Annotated in this window: 14 protein-coding genes and 1 rRNA gene; 5 read left to right on the top strand and 10 right to left on the bottom strand. The window is 32.8% G+C overall.

Annotated features, from left to right (window positions below):
• The first annotated feature begins 12 nt into the window (after window positions 1-12).
• Complete coding sequence (gene thiC, locus KPL37_RS07835) at window positions 13-1326, top strand: phosphomethylpyrimidine synthase ThiC (RefSeq protein ID WP_216147574.1); 1314 nt, start codon at window positions 13-15, stop codon at window positions 1324-1326.
• A gap of 70 nt (window positions 1327-1396) precedes the next feature.
• On the opposite strand, the gene KPL37_RS07830 is transcribed toward thiC, so the two are convergent.
• From KPL37_RS07830 to ilvN, 5 genes are all read right to left on the bottom strand, one after another.
• Window positions 1397-2551 (bottom strand): GGDEF domain-containing protein, encoded by a 1155-nt coding sequence (locus tag KPL37_RS07830; protein WP_216147572.1) that lies wholly within the window; start codon window positions 2549-2551, stop codon window positions 1397-1399.
• Window positions 2552-2774: 223 nt separating this feature from the next.
• Window positions 2775-3731, bottom strand: a complete 957-nt coding sequence (locus tag KPL37_RS07825; RefSeq protein WP_216147570.1) for a D-2-hydroxyacid dehydrogenase — start codon at window positions 3729-3731, stop codon at window positions 2775-2777.
• 18 nt (window positions 3732-3749) lie between these two features.
• Window positions 3750-5411: a biosynthetic-type acetolactate synthase large subunit gene (gene ilvB, locus KPL37_RS07820; RefSeq protein WP_216147568.1), complete on the bottom strand. Its 1662-nt coding sequence runs from the start codon at window positions 5409-5411 to the stop codon at window positions 3750-3752.
• Between the two features lie 240 nt (window positions 5412-5651).
• Window positions 5652-6644, bottom strand: a complete 993-nt coding sequence (gene ilvC / locus KPL37_RS07815; protein WP_216147567.1) for a ketol-acid reductoisomerase — start codon at window positions 6642-6644, stop codon at window positions 5652-5654.
• A gap of 35 nt (window positions 6645-6679) precedes the next feature.
• Window positions 6680-7174, bottom strand: coding sequence for an acetolactate synthase small subunit (gene ilvN, locus KPL37_RS07810; protein WP_216147566.1), 495 nt, complete (start codon window positions 7172-7174; stop codon window positions 6680-6682).
• A 701-nt stretch (window positions 7175-7875) separates the two neighbouring features.
• Here ilvN and leuC point away from each other — a divergent pair.
• From leuC to leuA, 4 genes are read left to right on the top strand one after another with little or no spacing between them, the layout of a single operon-like run.
• Complete coding sequence (gene leuC / locus KPL37_RS07805) at window positions 7876-9138, top strand: 3-isopropylmalate dehydratase large subunit (RefSeq protein ID WP_216147565.1); 1263 nt, start codon at window positions 7876-7878, stop codon at window positions 9136-9138.
• Window positions 9138-9632 carry a 3-isopropylmalate dehydratase small subunit gene (gene leuD / locus KPL37_RS07800; RefSeq protein ID WP_216147564.1) on the top strand — a complete coding sequence of 165 codons (495 nt, stop codon included), beginning with the start codon at window positions 9138-9140 and terminating at the stop codon, window positions 9630-9632. The genes leuC and leuD overlap by 1 nt, the downstream gene beginning before the upstream one ends.
• On the top strand, window positions 9629-10702 hold the full coding sequence (leuB, locus tag KPL37_RS07795; protein WP_216147563.1) for a 3-isopropylmalate dehydrogenase: 1074 nt from the start codon (window positions 9629-9631) through the stop codon (window positions 10700-10702). The genes leuD and leuB overlap by 4 nt, the downstream gene beginning before the upstream one ends.
• Window positions 10703-10739: 37 nt before the next feature.
• Window positions 10740-12404 (top strand): 2-isopropylmalate synthase, encoded by a 1665-nt coding sequence (gene leuA / locus KPL37_RS07790; RefSeq protein WP_425514032.1) that lies wholly within the window; start codon window positions 10740-10742, stop codon window positions 12402-12404.
• A gap of 63 nt (window positions 12405-12467) precedes the next feature.
• Here the strand turns inward: leuA and KPL37_RS07785 are convergent, their stop codons facing one another.
• The 5 genes from KPL37_RS07785 to rrf form a co-directional block, all read right to left on the bottom strand.
• Entirely contained in the window at window positions 12468-12899 is a 432-nt protein-coding gene (locus tag KPL37_RS07785; protein ID WP_216147562.1) for a EutP/PduV family microcompartment system protein, read from the bottom strand.
• A gap of 9 nt (window positions 12900-12908) precedes the next feature.
• A complete protein-coding gene (eutS, locus tag KPL37_RS07780; protein ID WP_216147555.1) occupies window positions 12909-13253 on the bottom strand; it encodes an ethanolamine utilization microcompartment protein EutS in 345 nt (114 codons plus the stop codon).
• A 20-nt stretch (window positions 13254-13273) separates the two neighbouring features.
• On the bottom strand, window positions 13274-14440 hold the full coding sequence (locus KPL37_RS07775; RefSeq protein WP_216147552.1) for a 1-propanol dehydrogenase PduQ: 1167 nt from the start codon (window positions 14438-14440) through the stop codon (window positions 13274-13276).
• A gap of 115 nt (window positions 14441-14555) precedes the next feature.
• Window positions 14556-15545, bottom strand: coding sequence for a Gfo/Idh/MocA family protein (locus tag KPL37_RS07770; RefSeq protein ID WP_216147549.1), 990 nt, complete (start codon window positions 15543-15545; stop codon window positions 14556-14558).
• A 207-nt stretch (window positions 15546-15752) separates the two neighbouring features.
• Window positions 15753-15869 (bottom strand): 5S ribosomal RNA (gene rrf, locus KPL37_RS07765).
• Window positions 15870-16036: the final 167 nt, after the last annotated feature.

Below are 16036 nucleotides of genomic sequence, written 5' to 3'. Positions count from 1 at the left end.
GGAGTCTATAAAATGATTTATACAACTCAAATGGATGCTGCAAAAAAAGGTATTATAACTAAAGAAATGAAGATAGTTGCAAAAAAAGAAAATATGCCAGAAGAAGTTTTAAGAGAAAAAATAGCAAGAGGTGTAGTTGCAATTCCTTCTAATCGTAATCATAAAATACTAAGCCCTGAAGGCGTTGGCGAAGGTTTAAAAACGAAAATAAATGTAAACTTAGGTATATCAAAAGATTGCTGTGACATCGATGAAGAAATGAAAAAGGTACAGTTATCTATAGATATGAAAGCTGAAGCTGTTATGGATTTAAGCTCATTTGGCAAAACTGAAGAGTTTAGAAAAAGACTTATTTCTGATTCTACGGCTATGATAGGTACTGTTCCAATTTATGACGCCTTAGGTTTTTACGATAAGGAGTTACAAGATATTACTTCTAAAGAATTAATAGATGTTGTAGAAAAGCATGCAAAAGATGGAGTTGATTTTGTAACAATACACGCTGGTTTAAACACCGCAACTGCAAATGTATTTAAAAGAAATAAGAGGATAACTAATATTGTATCTCGTGGAGGATCACTCCTATATGCTTGGATGGAATTAAACCATAAAGAAAATCCTTTTTATGAATATTTTGATGAGATATTAGAAATATGTCAAAAATATGACTTAACTTTAAGCCTTGGCGATGCATGTAGACCCGGCTGCATTAATGATGCAACTGATGCTTGTCAAATACATGAATTAATGGTACTTGGTGAATTAACCTTAAGAGCTTGGGAAAAGAATGTACAAGTTATAATAGAAGGTCCAGGTCATATGGCAATAAATGAAATTGAAGCGAATGTTTTACTTGCTAAAAAATTATGTCATGGTGCACCTTTTTATATATTAGGACCACTAGTTACAGATATTGCTCCAGGATATGACCATATTACAAGTGCCATAGGAGGTGCTTTGGCTGCAAGTTGTGGAGCTGATTTTCTTTGTTATGTAACTCCAGCAGAACATCTAAGACTTCCTAATGTTGATGATGTACGTGAAGGCATTATTGCATGTAAAATTGCAGCTCATGCTGGGGATATAGGCAAAAAAATTCCAGGTAGCCGTGACTGGGATAATGAAATGAGTAATGCTAGGCAAGCTCTTAATTGGAAGAGAATGTTTGAACTTGCAATTGACCCAGAAAAAGCCATAAGATATAGAAAAGAATCAATGCCAGAGAATGCTGACAGTTGTACAATGTGTGGTAAAATGTGCTCTGCAAGAACTATGAACAAGATAATGCAAGGAAAAGATCTTAATATATTGAGAGATGATTCATAAAATTTTATAACTTTATATTAAGTAAGATAAAGAGTATGTAGAAATTTTTTTTGCATACTCTTTATTATTACTAATCGATAATCTCCTCACACTTATCATTTTCGGCCAAATTAACACCATAAGATTCCTTTAATTTCGCTTTGTGAATATACATAGCTTTATCAGCTTTTACAAATGTAGAATTTATATTCTCATTTTTGTTTTTGTTGTAAAATGCATAACCATAAGCAATTACAATTTCAATGTACCTCTTTTGATTTATTTTAATTAATAGGTCATCTAAGTTAAATAACGCACTATCTAATATTTTTTTTGTAATGTCATTACAAATAACACAGAATTCATCGCCACCGATCCTGTAAGCCTTACCAATACCTATAAAACTTTCCTCTACAATTTTTGCAGCATGAAAAATCATTTCATCTCCAGCTTTATGTCCATATTTATCATTAGTCCTCTTTAAGTTATTTAAATCAAACATAATTATTGTTGCATTATTTTCTTCGTTTCCATATCGTTCCATTTCATTTTCAAATGCAACACGATTTTTAATTCCAGTTTGAGCATCATATTTGAATTGTAGCTCAAGCAAAAAAATATAATATATCAGCAAAGATATAGATGTACAGCCCCAAATCAGTATTAAATTTTTAAATATAATTTGAAGAATGATTCCTAGTATAGGTATAAAAAGAACAGGAATTAAAATTTTCTTATCTTCCATTTCATATTTAACGCTATTCTTGATTACAGCTATTACAAACAATACATAATAAAACATGCAAATTATAGTAGGCATTAAAAATAAATTCCCTCGTGTATATTGATTTTGTGCATTGACGAAAAAGATAAAGCCTGTTTTATAACTTAAAATACATATAAAAGCATTAAAACATAATGGCATTGTTAGAAAACAATTATGCAAAAAATTTTTTTCTTTATTACTATTAAAAAATAAAAGAATAACTGGAACTAGGGGGCTCAAAGAAAATCCTAATATATTAGCTATACGGTGAGGTATCATAAGTTTGTTATCATTTGAAAATTCCATTAAAATAGTCGTTATTTCTAGAATTAGCAAAATAATCGTAGTCACTGCTGCAAATATGTAAATTCTATTTTTTTTATTAGAAACTGCAACGTTCCGCTTAGCAAAACTTATTGTAAAACAAAGCGCAATGATTGCAAGAACATCCGTGCTAATCAATGATATCATAATAGTCATATCCCTTCCCCTTACTTTAATTCTTTATTTACTTTCACCTTATATAATATTTATTTAATTATACTATGGTTACTGTAAATTGGATATAATCAAAATTTAAAATACGTATAAACAAAATAAAAGCACCCCCTAGGATACTTTTGATTTTGTAATATTATATAAAATTATTAAACCCTTATCTTAATTTTCGTAAATACACTAAAGAATGTGTAATAGTTATTGTCTATTTTACTATATTTATAGGTCTTCCTTTTAGAAATTGGACCAAATTATCTACTGCTATATTCATAAGACGTTCTCTAGATTCTTTTGGTGCCCAAGCTATATGTGGTGTTATCAAACAATTTTTTGCGTTCATAAGTGGATTATCCATTTTAACTGGTTCCACTGACATAACATCTAATCCTGCACCTGCAACCTTACCACTATTTAGAGCATCCGCTAGGTCTTCTTCAACAATTAAAGGACCTCTCGAAGTATTTATTATAATAACTCCATCTTTCATTTTCTTAATAGATTTCTTATTAATTATCCCCTTGGTTTCCTCAAACAAAGGGCAATGTAAACTTATAACATCAGCCCCTTCATACAACTGATCTAGTTCAACATATTTAAAATCATCTGATATTAACGACTCCTTCTTAGATGGATTATATGCTAAAATACTCATACCAAAAGCTAAAGCAATTCTTGATGTAACAATACCAATCCGCCCCATACCAATAATGCCCATTGTTTTACCAGCAAGTTCCATCATCGGATAATTCCAAAAACAAAAATCCTTGCTGTTTGTCCAATCACCTTCATGAACGACTTCATTGTGTTCTCCTACATGATGGCAGATTTCGAGGAGAAGAGCAAAAACAAATTGTGCAACTGAATTCGTACCATAAGCTGGAGTATTGGTAACTATAATACCTAATTCCTTTGCGGCTTTTACATCAACCACATTATATCCTGTTGCAAGTACACCAATATATTTTATTTTAGGTAATTTATTTAACGTTTCCCTACTTAATGGTGTTTTATTAGTAAGAATTATATCAAAGTCATAAGCTCTATCTACAATTTCATCTAAGTTTGTTCTATCATAAACTGTAAGTTCACCTAATTTTTCAAACTCTTCCCAAGATAAATCTCCTGGATTTAAAGTAAAACCATCTAATACTACTATTTTCATGTATTCCTCCTATAAACACTATACCTCAAACATCATTTCAATACTTGCACCTGGCGGAACCATAGGAGACGCCATTTCATCTGGCGCAACCCTAAAATCAATTACAACAGGTCCATCCCAAGCTATTGCTTCTTTTAATGCGCCTACTACCTGGCCATTATGATCAACTCTTATCCCTTTAACTCCAAATCCCTCAGCTATTTTTACAAAATCAGTTTCCCTCTCAAGTGTTGTACTTGAAAATCTTTTTGAGTAAAAAACATTCTGCCATTGCCTTACCATACCTAAAACACCATTGTTTAATAATATTATTTTAACAGGTATATTATATCTAGCAGCAGTTCCTAGCTCATTAAGATTCATTCTAAAGCTACCATCCCCTGCAATATCAAAAACCATTTCTTTTTTTCCTATACTTGCGCCTATTGCAGCTCCAAAGCCATATCCCATAGTACCCAGGCCTCCAGAACTTATAAAAGTCCTTGGTTTAGTATAGGTAAATGCTTGAGTTGCCCAAATTTGATTTTGACCTACCTCAGTAGTTATTATAGCATTACCTTTTGTAATTTCATAAAGTTTTTTAATTACATAAAGAGGATTTACAGTTTCAAATTCATTTATTTTTATGACCTTTTCCTTATCCTTTTGAATTAGTTCCTTTGCACAAGTTGTCCATTCATTTTCTTCCCTAACTGAAAGCTTTTCTAGTAATTTTATTAATACATCGGCTACATTTCCAATTACGCAGCAATCTGCTTCAATATTTTTTGAAACTTCTACCTCATCTATATCTATATGAATAACTTTAGTATTTGCTGCAAATGTAGCAGGATCACTAATAACTCTATCGCTAAACCTGGCCCCAATTGCAATTATCAAATCACTTGCAGTAATACACCTATTGGAGGCAAATGTTCCATGCATACCAAGCATTCCTGTGTACATAGGGTGTAATCCACTAAAGGCGCCAAGCCCCATCATAGTACTACACACTGGACATTTTAATTTATCTTGAAATGATAATAATAATTCCTCAGCCTGTGATATATTACACCCACCACCAACTACAATTATCGGTTTTTTCGAGCTTTGAATAGCATCAATTGCATCATCAAGCTGTCTTTTTTTTACAACTACCTTTTCAATTATCTTTGGGATTTCAGGAAAGTATTCACACTCTATGCCGGTTATATCTTTAGGTATGTCTATAAGTACCGGTCCAGGTCTTCCCGTCATCGCAATTCTAAACGCTTTTCTTATGGTAGGTGCTAATTCCTTAATATCTTTTACTAGAAAATTATGTTTTGTAATAGGCATTGTTATACCAACAATATCTACTTCCTGAAAAGAATCCTTACCTATAAGAGACGTTGCTACCTGCCCAGTAATTGCAATCATAGGTACAGAATCCATATAAGCAGTTGCAATCCCTGTAACAAGATTTGTAGCTCCAGGTCCTGATGTTGCAAGACATACACCCACTTTTCCTGTTGCTCTAGCATATCCATCCGCGGCATGCGCTGCCCCTTGTTCATGAGAAACTAATATGTGATTTATCTCCTCAAAAGAATAAATTTCATCATATATATTGAGTACTGCGCCACCTGGATAACCAAATATAACATCAACCCCTTGCTCTTTAAGACACTCAAGCAAAATTTTTGCACCACTGCACTTCATTTTAATCCCTCCTTAATTCAGCTGATAAATCATCTCCTGTGGAGTTGCATAGTCATCTCTTTCAGAGCTGTATATTAAATACTTCAGAAGGAAAACCTCCTATTTATAGCCCTAGTAGGTTTTCCTTCTGAAGTGTAGTTAAAGAGAACCAAGTTCATTTTTAATTTTTTAGAACTTGGTTCTCTCATATAATATTAACAACTTTTATTTTCTTGCTCTATTTTAAAGATTAAATCTATCTTATTTTTTATTCCAAGACATCATTTTTCTAAGTTCTGCACCAACTTGTTCAATTTGATGTTCACTTTCTATTCTCTTTGTTGCATTAAAGAATGGTTTTCCAACTTGATTTTCAAGAAGCCAGTCTCTAGCAAAAACTCCTGATTGAATATCTGTGAGTACCCCTTTCATAGCTTTCTTTGTATCTGCAGTTATTATTTTGCTTCCTGTTATGTAATCACCATATTCTGCTGTATCACTTATTGAATATCTCATCATATTCAAGCCACCTGAGTTTATTAAATCTACGATAAGTTTCATTTCATGACAACACTCAAAGTATGCCATTTCTGGTTGATAACCAGCTTCTACAAGAGTTTCAAAACCTGCTTTTATAAGAGCTGTAACACCACCACAGAGAACTGCTTGCTCACCAAATAAATCTGTTTCAGTTTCTTCTTTAAATGAAGTTTCCATAACACCGGCTCTTGCTCCACCTATTCCTAAAGCGTAAGCTAAAGCTACTTCTTTTGCATGTCCTGATGCATCCTGATGTATAGCTATAAGACATGGTACGCCTTTTCCTTCTAAGAATTGACTTCTAACTGTGTGTCCTGGTCCTTTTGGTGCTATAAGGAACACATCTATATCTGCTGGAGGAAGAATTTGACCAAAATGAATTGCAAAACCATGAGCAAATACTAAAGCCTTATTTTTTGTAAGATTAGGTGCGATACTTTCTTTATATACTTGTGCTTGCTTTTCATCATTAACTAAAATCATTATAATATCTGCTGCTTTTGATGCTTCTGCTGCGGTCAAAACTGTGAGTCCAGCATCTTCAGCTTTTTTCCAAGACTTACTTCCTACATAAAGACCAACTACAACATCTACACCATTTTCTTTTAAGTTTAGTGCATGTGCATGTCCTTGACTACCATATCCTATTACTGCAACCTTTTTTCCTTTTAAATTATCTAAATTACAATCACTTTCATAATACATCTTTGCCATTATTAATTCCCCCTAGTTTTTATGTATATATTTTTTTAGATTACTGCGTCCGTTCCTCTTTGCATTGCAATAAATCCACTACCGACTATTTCTAAAATACCAAACGGTTTAATTAAATTTTCAAAAGCACACAACTTTCCGTTATCACCTAATATTTGAATAATTAATGTTGCCTCCGTTACATCTATAACAGAAACTCCAAAAATTTTTCCTATATTGATAATTTCTTGCCTATTACTACCTTCTGCTTTAACTTTTACAAACAACATTTGCTTACAAATAGAGTTTTCATTATCTAATTGTTCAACTTTATGAACATCCTCTAATTTCCTTATTTGCTTGATTATTTGGTCAATACCTTCATCATCCCGAACCTTAGTTAGTAAAGTTATTCGAGCTAATTTTTCATCTTCAGTGTGACCAGAAGAAACAGTATCAAGATTAAAACCTCGCCTATTAAATAATGAACATACTCTTGTTAATACTCCTGGGTTGTTGTCAACTAAAATTGACAATACATGTGAAATCAAAATATCGCCTCCTTTTCCACAAGTAAATAATTCCAAGTTAACTTGTAATTCGTACCAAACATTTTATGTATCGTAACATCTATAAATTGAATTGTCAACCAAATTCAGAATATTTTTTTTATTGAATCATTGACATATTTTATTATTCGTAGTATATTATGTTTCAAGCATATTTTTAGAAAGATGCTCTATTTATAAATCTTGCTAATATAATAATAGTCATTTATATATTCTATAAGAGCTTAAAATATTGACAAGCAGTCTTTTGTTTGATAAGATTACTGCTAATATAATAAAAACTTTGACAGGGACAAATAGACATCCAGATGTTTTACAGAGAAGGGATAAAGCTGAGAACCCTAAATAATCATATGTTGAAACTTACCCTCGAGTTGTGAACTTAAACTAAGTTACACTTTTAAGTGTATTTACACTTAAAAGTGTATTCATACTTAAAGGTATGCTTATTAGTAGGTTTTACCGGTGCATGCCGTTATCTTAAAATAAGTTATAAATATGGGTGGTACCGCGACAGACTCTTCGCCCCAAGTGAAGATGTCTGTTTTTTTGTACCCTTTTTTTATTTAGCTTTTATCAAAACATTCTGTTAATACATTTTTAGAATGTTATTCAAGATAAATAATATATTTATATTACAATTTTAAAAATATCTTTAACTTTTATGAAGGAGGTTCAATTATATGGGGATGACGATGACACAGAAAATACTAGCATCACACGCTGGTTTAAACGAGGTAAAATCCGGCCAATTAGTTATGGCAAATCTTGATTTAGTTTTAGGTAATGATATAACAACACCTGTGGCAATAAATGAGTTTAACAAAATGGGGGTTAATGAAGTATTCGATAAAAAGAAAATTGCAATAGTTCCAGATCATTTTGCTCCAAATAAAGATATAAAATCTGCCCAGCAATGCAAGTGTACCCGTGAATTTGTATATGAAAAGGGAATTGAAAACTACTTTGAGGTAGGACAAATGGGCATAGAGCATGCACTCCTACCAGAAAAAGGACTTGTAGTAAGTGGAGATGTTGTAATCGGAGCTGATTCTCACACATGTACTTATGGTGCTTTAGGTGCTTTTTCAACTGGAGTTGGATCCACAGACATGGCAGCTGGAATGGTGAGTGGAAAATGTTGGTTTAAGATTCCAGAAGCAATACAATTCGTTTTAACTGGCAAAATGCAAAAATGGGTTTGTGGTAAAGATGTAATACTCCACATCATTGGAATGATTGGAGTAGATGGTGCTCTGTACCAATCAATGGAATATACAGGATCTGGCGTTGCAAGCCTTTCTATGGATGACAGATTTACAATATCTAATATGGCCATTGAAGCGGGCGCAAAAAATGGAATATTCGAAGTTGATGATAAAACTTTAGAATATGTAAAAGAGCATTCAACTAAAGTGCCTGTAATATTTAAGGCTGACGCTGATGCAACATATTCAAGGATAATAAAGATTGATTTAAGTACTATAAGACCAACAATAGCATTCCCTCACCTTCCAGATAATACTAGAACTATTGATGAAGTTGGCGAAGTTAAGATCGATCAAGTAGTTATAGGTTCTTGTACTAACGGAAGAATAGAAGACCTTAGAATGGCAGCAAGCATCTTCAAAGGCAAAAAAGTCGATTCTAAAATAAGAACACTAATATTTCCTGCTACTCAAAAAATTTACCTTCAAGCACTTCGTGAAGGTTTAATTGAAATATTTATAGAAGCTGGAGTCGCAGTAAGCACTCCAACTTGTGGGCCTTGCCTTGGTGGATATATGGGAGTACTTGCAGATGGCGAGAGGGCTTTGTCTACTACAAACAGAAATTTCGTTGGCAGAATGGGTCATCCTGGAAGTGAAGTATATCTTTGCAGTCCAGCAATAGCAGCAGCATCAGCAATAACAGGAAAAATTTCGTCTCCAGAGGAGGTAATGTAATGTTTAAAGGAAAAGCTATAAAATATGGTAATAATGTAGATACAGATGTTATAATTCCTGCAAGATATCTTAATACCTCAGATGCAAAGGAACTTGCATCTCATTGCATGGAGGATATAGACAAAGATTTTACTATCAAAGTTAAAACTGGTGACATAATGGTTGCTGGTAAAAACTTCGGTTGTGGATCTTCAAGGGAGCATGCCCCTCTTGCTATAAAAACTTCAGGGATTAGTTGCATAATCGCCGAGAATTTTGCAAGAATATTCTATAGAAATTCAATTAATATAGGTTTACCAATACTAGAATGTACCCAGGCTGCCCTAGATATTGAAGAAGGAAATGAAATAACAGTTGATGTTATTTCTGGAATTATAACTAATAACACAAAAGCGAAAACTTATCTTGCAACACCCTTTCCAGAATTTATGCAAGATATCATAGCTTCGCAGGGACTTATCAATTATCTTAAAGAAAGGACTGAAGTTAAATGAAAAAAATAGCAGTAATTCGAGGAGATGGAATTGGGCCAGAGATTGTTAATGGTGCAATTAAGGTATTAGATGTAATATCTAAAAAATATAATACGCCCTTTGTTTATACAAATCTTTTAATGGGTGGAGTAGCTATAGATGAGTTAGGCGTACCTCTTCCAAAAGAAACAATAGACACTTGCATGCATAGTGATGCAGTTTTACTTGGTTCTGTTGGTGGTCCTAAGTGGGATAAGCTTCCTGGTGATCAAAGACCAGAAGCCGGACTACTTGGAATTAGAAAAGCTCTTGAAGTTTTTGCAAACTTAAGACCTGCTATTCTTTTTCCACAATTAAAGGAAGCTTCAGCTCTTAAACCAGAAATTCTTAAAGGTAACATTGATATTATGGTTATACGTGAATTAACAGGTGGTATATATTTCGGTGAAAAATCTAGAATAGACCTACCAGAAGGTGGCCAAAAGGCATGTGATACAATGGCTTACTCAACTTATGAAATAGAGAGAATAGCCTCTGTTGGTTTTGAAACTGCAAGAAAAAGAAGTAAAAAGCTTACATTAGTTGATAAAGCAAATGTGCTCGAAACCTCAAGACTTTGGAGAGAAATTGTTACAAAAATGTCCACTGATTACTCAGATGTAACTCTTGAAGTACAATTAGTTGATAGTTGTGCAATGCAGCTTATAAAGAATCCAGGACAATTTGATACTATTCTAACTGAAAATATGTTCGGTGATATCCTAAGTGATGAGGCTTCAATGCTTACTGGATCACTTGGAATGCTCCCTTCTGCAAGTTTAGGTAATGGAACTCTTGGTATATATGAACCAATACATGGCTCAGCTCCAGATATTGCAGGCAAAGACATCGCTAATCCAATTGCAACTATAATGAGCGCAGCAATGATGCTTAGATATAGCTTTAATATGGAAGGTGCAGCAAAAGATATTGAAGATGCGGTATCTAATGTTTTAGATAATAACTATAGAACAATCGACATTATGGGCGCAGGCATGAAATGTGTTGGAACTATAGAAATGTCTAAACTTATTGCAAATGAAATTAAATAGACATGTATATTTTAAGATTTTAAAGGGGATGTTTAAATTGTCATATAAAAACTATAAACCTTATGGTAGTATAAATATTAAAAATCGTCAGTGGCCTAATAAATTAATTGAAAAAGCACCAACTTGGTGTAGCGTTGATTTAAGAGATGGTAATCAATCTCTTCCAATTCCAATGAACGTCGATGAAAAAGTTAAATTATTTAAGTTACTTGTAAATATTGGTTTTAAAGAAATAGAGGTTGGTTTCCCTTCTGCCTCACATACGGAATATCAATTTTTAAGAACACTTATAGAAGATGATCTTATTCCGTCAGATGTAACTATTCAAGTTTTAACACAATCAAGAGAACATTTAATCAAGAAAACTTTTGAGGCTCTTAAAGGAGCAAAAAAAGCAATTGTTCACCTTTATAACTCAACTTCAGTATTACAACGAAGAGTTGTTTTTCATAAGAGCAAACAAGAGATTATTGATATTGGGGTATCTGGTGCAAAACTTCTAATGAAATACAAGGATAAATACCCAGAAACAGATTTTTCTTTTGAATATTCTCCTGAAAGCTTCACTGGAACAGAGCTTGATTACTCGCTTCAAATTTGCGAAGCTATACTAGACATCTGGAAGCCAACACCTTCAAAAAAAGTTATTTTGAACTTACCATCAACAGTCGAGATGGCAACCCCTAATATTTATGCAGATCAAATTGAATGGTTCTGCAGAAATGTTAAAAATAGAGAAAACATTATTATAAGTCTTCATACTCATAATGATAGAGGTACTTGTACTGCGGCCTCAGAGCTTGGTATTCTTGCAGGAGCTGATAGAATTGAGGGCACACTATTTGGTAATGGTGAACGAACTGGAAATCTTGACCTTATGACTATGGCTTTAAATATGCATGTTCAAGGAATAGATTCTAAATTAGATTTTTCAAACCTTTATGAGATTGTAAACGTCTATGAATTATGTACTAGAATGAAGGTACATGAACGTCATCCATATGCGGGTAAGCTTGTATTCACCGCATTTTCTGGTTCACACCAGGACGCAATCAAAAAAGGTTTTAAAGCCCGAAAAGATGAGAGAAATAATTTTTGGGAGATTCCATATCTTCCAATTGACCCACACGATGTCGGCCGAGATTACGAGGAAGTTATTCGTATTAACAGTCAATCTGGTAAAGGTGGTGCCGCATTTATATTGGAAAACGAATTTGGCTTTATTTTACCAAAGGCTATGCAAGCTGATTTCGGCAATATAGTAAAAATTAAAACAGACCTACTTGGCACAGAATTATTAGGAAATCAAATTTATGATTTATTTGAAAAAGAATACTTAAATTTAAAAACTCCAAATTTATTGAAAAATTATACCATTCAATCAGTACAAAATGTTGAAACAGATGAAAATATAGTAAACATTAAAGCTCTAATTTCTGTAAGTGGGAAAGAAATGAATATTTCCGGCGTAGGTAACGGGCCAGTAGATGCCTTCTTCAATGCGCTACACAAATCAAATATCAATGGTTATAACTTTATATCCTACGATGAACATGCTCTAGGTAGTGGCTCAAACTCAAAAGCTGCCACTTATATACAAATAGAATATAATGACAAAAATTATTTTGGAGTTGGTGTTTCTGCAAATATTGATACGGCTTCACTAAATGCTTTATTTAGTGCTATTAATAGAAAAGGTTAATTACCCTATTCTTGTCACAGTAACAAAGGGAGCTTGAATATTTCACTCAAACTCCCTTTGTTATTATTTTATAAGGTACTCTTTAAAATTCTCTATACCCTGACTATCAAATGCACTTACTTTGAAAATCCTTTCAACACCTGCATTCAATAAAAATTCTTCTGCTATTTTTATCTTGTTTTCATCAAGACACAAATCAACTTTAGTGATAATTCCAATAACTGGTTTTGCAAATCTACTAGCAAAACTTGGTGGAAAAACACTATTTTCCTCCATACAATCTTGAACCATAGCGATCACATCGCTATCTACCGATGTAACTATAAGTGCATTGTAAAAAAATCTGCTTTCAATATACTCACCTGGGGTATCTATAATGCTATCAATAATTTCAACTGTCTGCGTCTTTTTATAAAAAGAACTTTTTTCATTTAGCGCTTGAGTAAGTGTAGTCTTACCACAACTTGTTTTTCCTATTAACATTAACTTTTTCATATACCCCTCCTAAGATTTAGTTATACTACACTCAGCAAAATTAAGAACATTCGTAAGAAGTTTTAAAACCTGCATAAGTGCTGACTCTACACTACCTACATCCCCAATTATAACCAATGTACCACTAAATCTATCTACAAAACCAATTGTTACATCAGCTGCCTTAGTTGCTACATCTGCGGCTATAATAGCAGCTTCCCCAGGTGTTATTGTAAGTATTCCAAGTGCTCCCATATTATCTGATATAAGCCCTAGTTTTTTATATAAATCTTTGTTTGGGTTTGCAATTAAATGTGCTAATGTAACTTGCTTTCCCGGAACATATTCCTGTATTACCCTTTGCTTATCTTCCATAATATTCTTTCACCGCCTTATTAATTATTATAAACCTTATCAAATAGAGCTATTATTTCTTCTAGACTTGCTACCCTAGGATTAGTTTGCGTACATCTATCCTCTATAGCAGTCCTCGCCATCTCGTTAACTTCCATTTTAAAATCTTTTTCACTTATTCCGACTTCTTTTAGTGATGTAGGAATATTTAATTCCTTTAGGATCAAATTTATAGCTATTATTAAACTTTTGACTCCTTCGTAAACATTTGATGACGGTAATCCTAATATTTTAGCTATTTCTGAATATCTTTTAGCCGCATATGTATATTCACTTGAATTACAATCTTTTATATCTGCATTATATTCTATTACATAAGGAAGTAATATAGCATTTGCTCTTCCATGCGATACATGGAATTTTGCACCAATGATATGTGCCATTCCATGATTTAATCCTAAAGACGCATTGTTAAATGCTATACCTGCAATGCAAGAAGCATTGTGCATTTTCGTTCTTGCTTCTAAATCGCTACCATCTCTATATGCATTTATTAAGTTTTGAAAAACTAATTTTATGGATTTTTCAGCTAAAGCATCTGTATAATCCGTTGCCCTAGTTGACACAAACGCTTCTATATCATGAGTTAATACATCCATTCCTGTATCCGCTGTTATAAAATCAGGTACTGTACTAACAAGTTCTGCAACTAATATAGCCTCATCTGGTTGTAACTCCTCTGATATTAAAGGATATTTTATATTCTTATTTTTATCTGTAATTACAGAAATGCTCGTAACCTCAGATCCCGTACCACTAGTTGTAGGTATAGCTATAAGCTTAATTTTTTTATTACTTTCCATATTAGAGCCCATATTAGCTTTTAGTTTTAAATTAAAATCACATATAGCCTTTGCTGCATCTATTGCCGAACCTCCGCCTAAGGCTATAACTACATCTGGATTAAATTTCATCATAACTTCAATACCTTTTGCAACAATTTCAACTGACGGATCTGGTATTATATCTGAAAAAACAACATACTCAACATTACCTTTTGAAATCTCATCAGTAATTTTATTTATAACACCTGACTTTACCATAAAAGGATCAGTTACTATAAATGCCTTTTGACAATTAAGTTGGCTTAATCTTTTTAATGAACCTTCTCCAAAAAATACTTGTGTTTTAAAATTAAAACTCTCCATTATTATCATCCTCTCACAATAAAATCTTAATATTAACGATTACATAGTTTAATTCATTCTATCACTTTTTGTATAAAAAAGAAAAGTAGAACAAAAATATATATTGTTATATATTCTACTTTTTACTTAATCTATAATTTTTTAAAACCATATCCATAATTCTATTTGTTCGTGCACCACTAATTCCTGTACTTTCACATACCCCCAAACCATTAAGTTCATTTACTATACTTTGAATTAATTGTGTCTGAATATGAATGGGTTTTTTAATATTAAATGAAGTAGTGCCCTCAATCGTTGTCAATAAAACTGGTTCCTCTTCAAAAGTTGAAAAAGATATCTTCCCTAAACTTCCAACAATCTCATTCATATCATACTTAGAAAAACTTGAGAAACACCAAGTACCTGTTCCCTTGACACCAGACTTGAACGCTAATGAAGCAGTAACAACATCTTCTGCCTCGTATAATTTGGCTTGATTGTCCGCATAACCACAGGCTTCCTCAATTGGTCCTAGAATATAATCTAAAACATCCAAGGTATGGGAAGCTAAATCCATAAATTCTCCCCCACCTGCAATCTCGGGGATAACTCTCCATGGAAGTTTAGCAGACTCTGAATTTATTTTTACTAATTTTTTGTATAATACAACTGTAACGAACCTTACTTCCCCTATTTCTCCTGATTCAATTAATTCTTTAACTTTATTAAAACGATCCAAAGCTCTTCTATAATATGCAACAAATAATGGAACACCAGCATTCTCGCATGCTTCAATCATAGCAGTACATTCTTCAAAATTACGAGCCATAGGTTTTTCAACATAAACTGGCTTTCCAGCCTCTGCACATTTTAATGTGTATTCTTTATGAAATGCAGGTGGAGTAGCTATATAAACTGCATCAACATCAGGGTCATTTATTAATTCTTCTTCATTATCATACCACTTTGGCACGTTGTGACGAATAGCATAATCCTTAGCAAGTTCGCCATTACGCCTCATAACAGCTACTAATTGTGAATTATTTGCAAGTTGAAATCCAGGACCACTTTTAACCTCAGTAACATTTCCACATCCAATGATTCCCCAACGTATTGTCTTCATCTAACATGTCTCCTCTTTTTTAAAACCTCAATTACATTTATTCAAGTTTTATTCTTTAGCTATTTTAATATAATTATATCAAAAGTATGCTGCATTAGTAAAGATTTTAAATAACAATGTTTTTCACTATTAAAATATATGTATGATATAGTATTTCTTATAATGACAACGCAAAAAACACTAAGATAAACTTAGTGTTTTTTTATTACCTGGCGACAACTTACTCTTCCACAAAGTTACCCCTGCAGTACCATGGTTGCATTGAAGCTTAACCGACCTTTTTGGTATGGGAACGGGTGTTACCTTCAGGCTATAATCACTTGATGAGAATATAAATATTATAATCAACTTAAACTTTATTTAAATTGGGACAAAACAAAGGGGCTGTCTCAAAATAGAAAGTAATTTCTATTACGAGATGGCTCTTTTTTTTTCTGCAAATACAAAAGTGGATTCCGAGGAATCCACTTTTGGTGTATAATTTAAGCATG

The sequence above is a fragment of the Clostridium frigoris genome (genome assembly GCF_018861865.1).
Taxonomy (GTDB): Bacteria; Bacillota; Clostridia; order Clostridiales; family Clostridiaceae; genus Clostridium_AD; species Clostridium_AD frigoris.
This window is presented reverse-complemented; position numbering and strand designations above follow the sequence as displayed.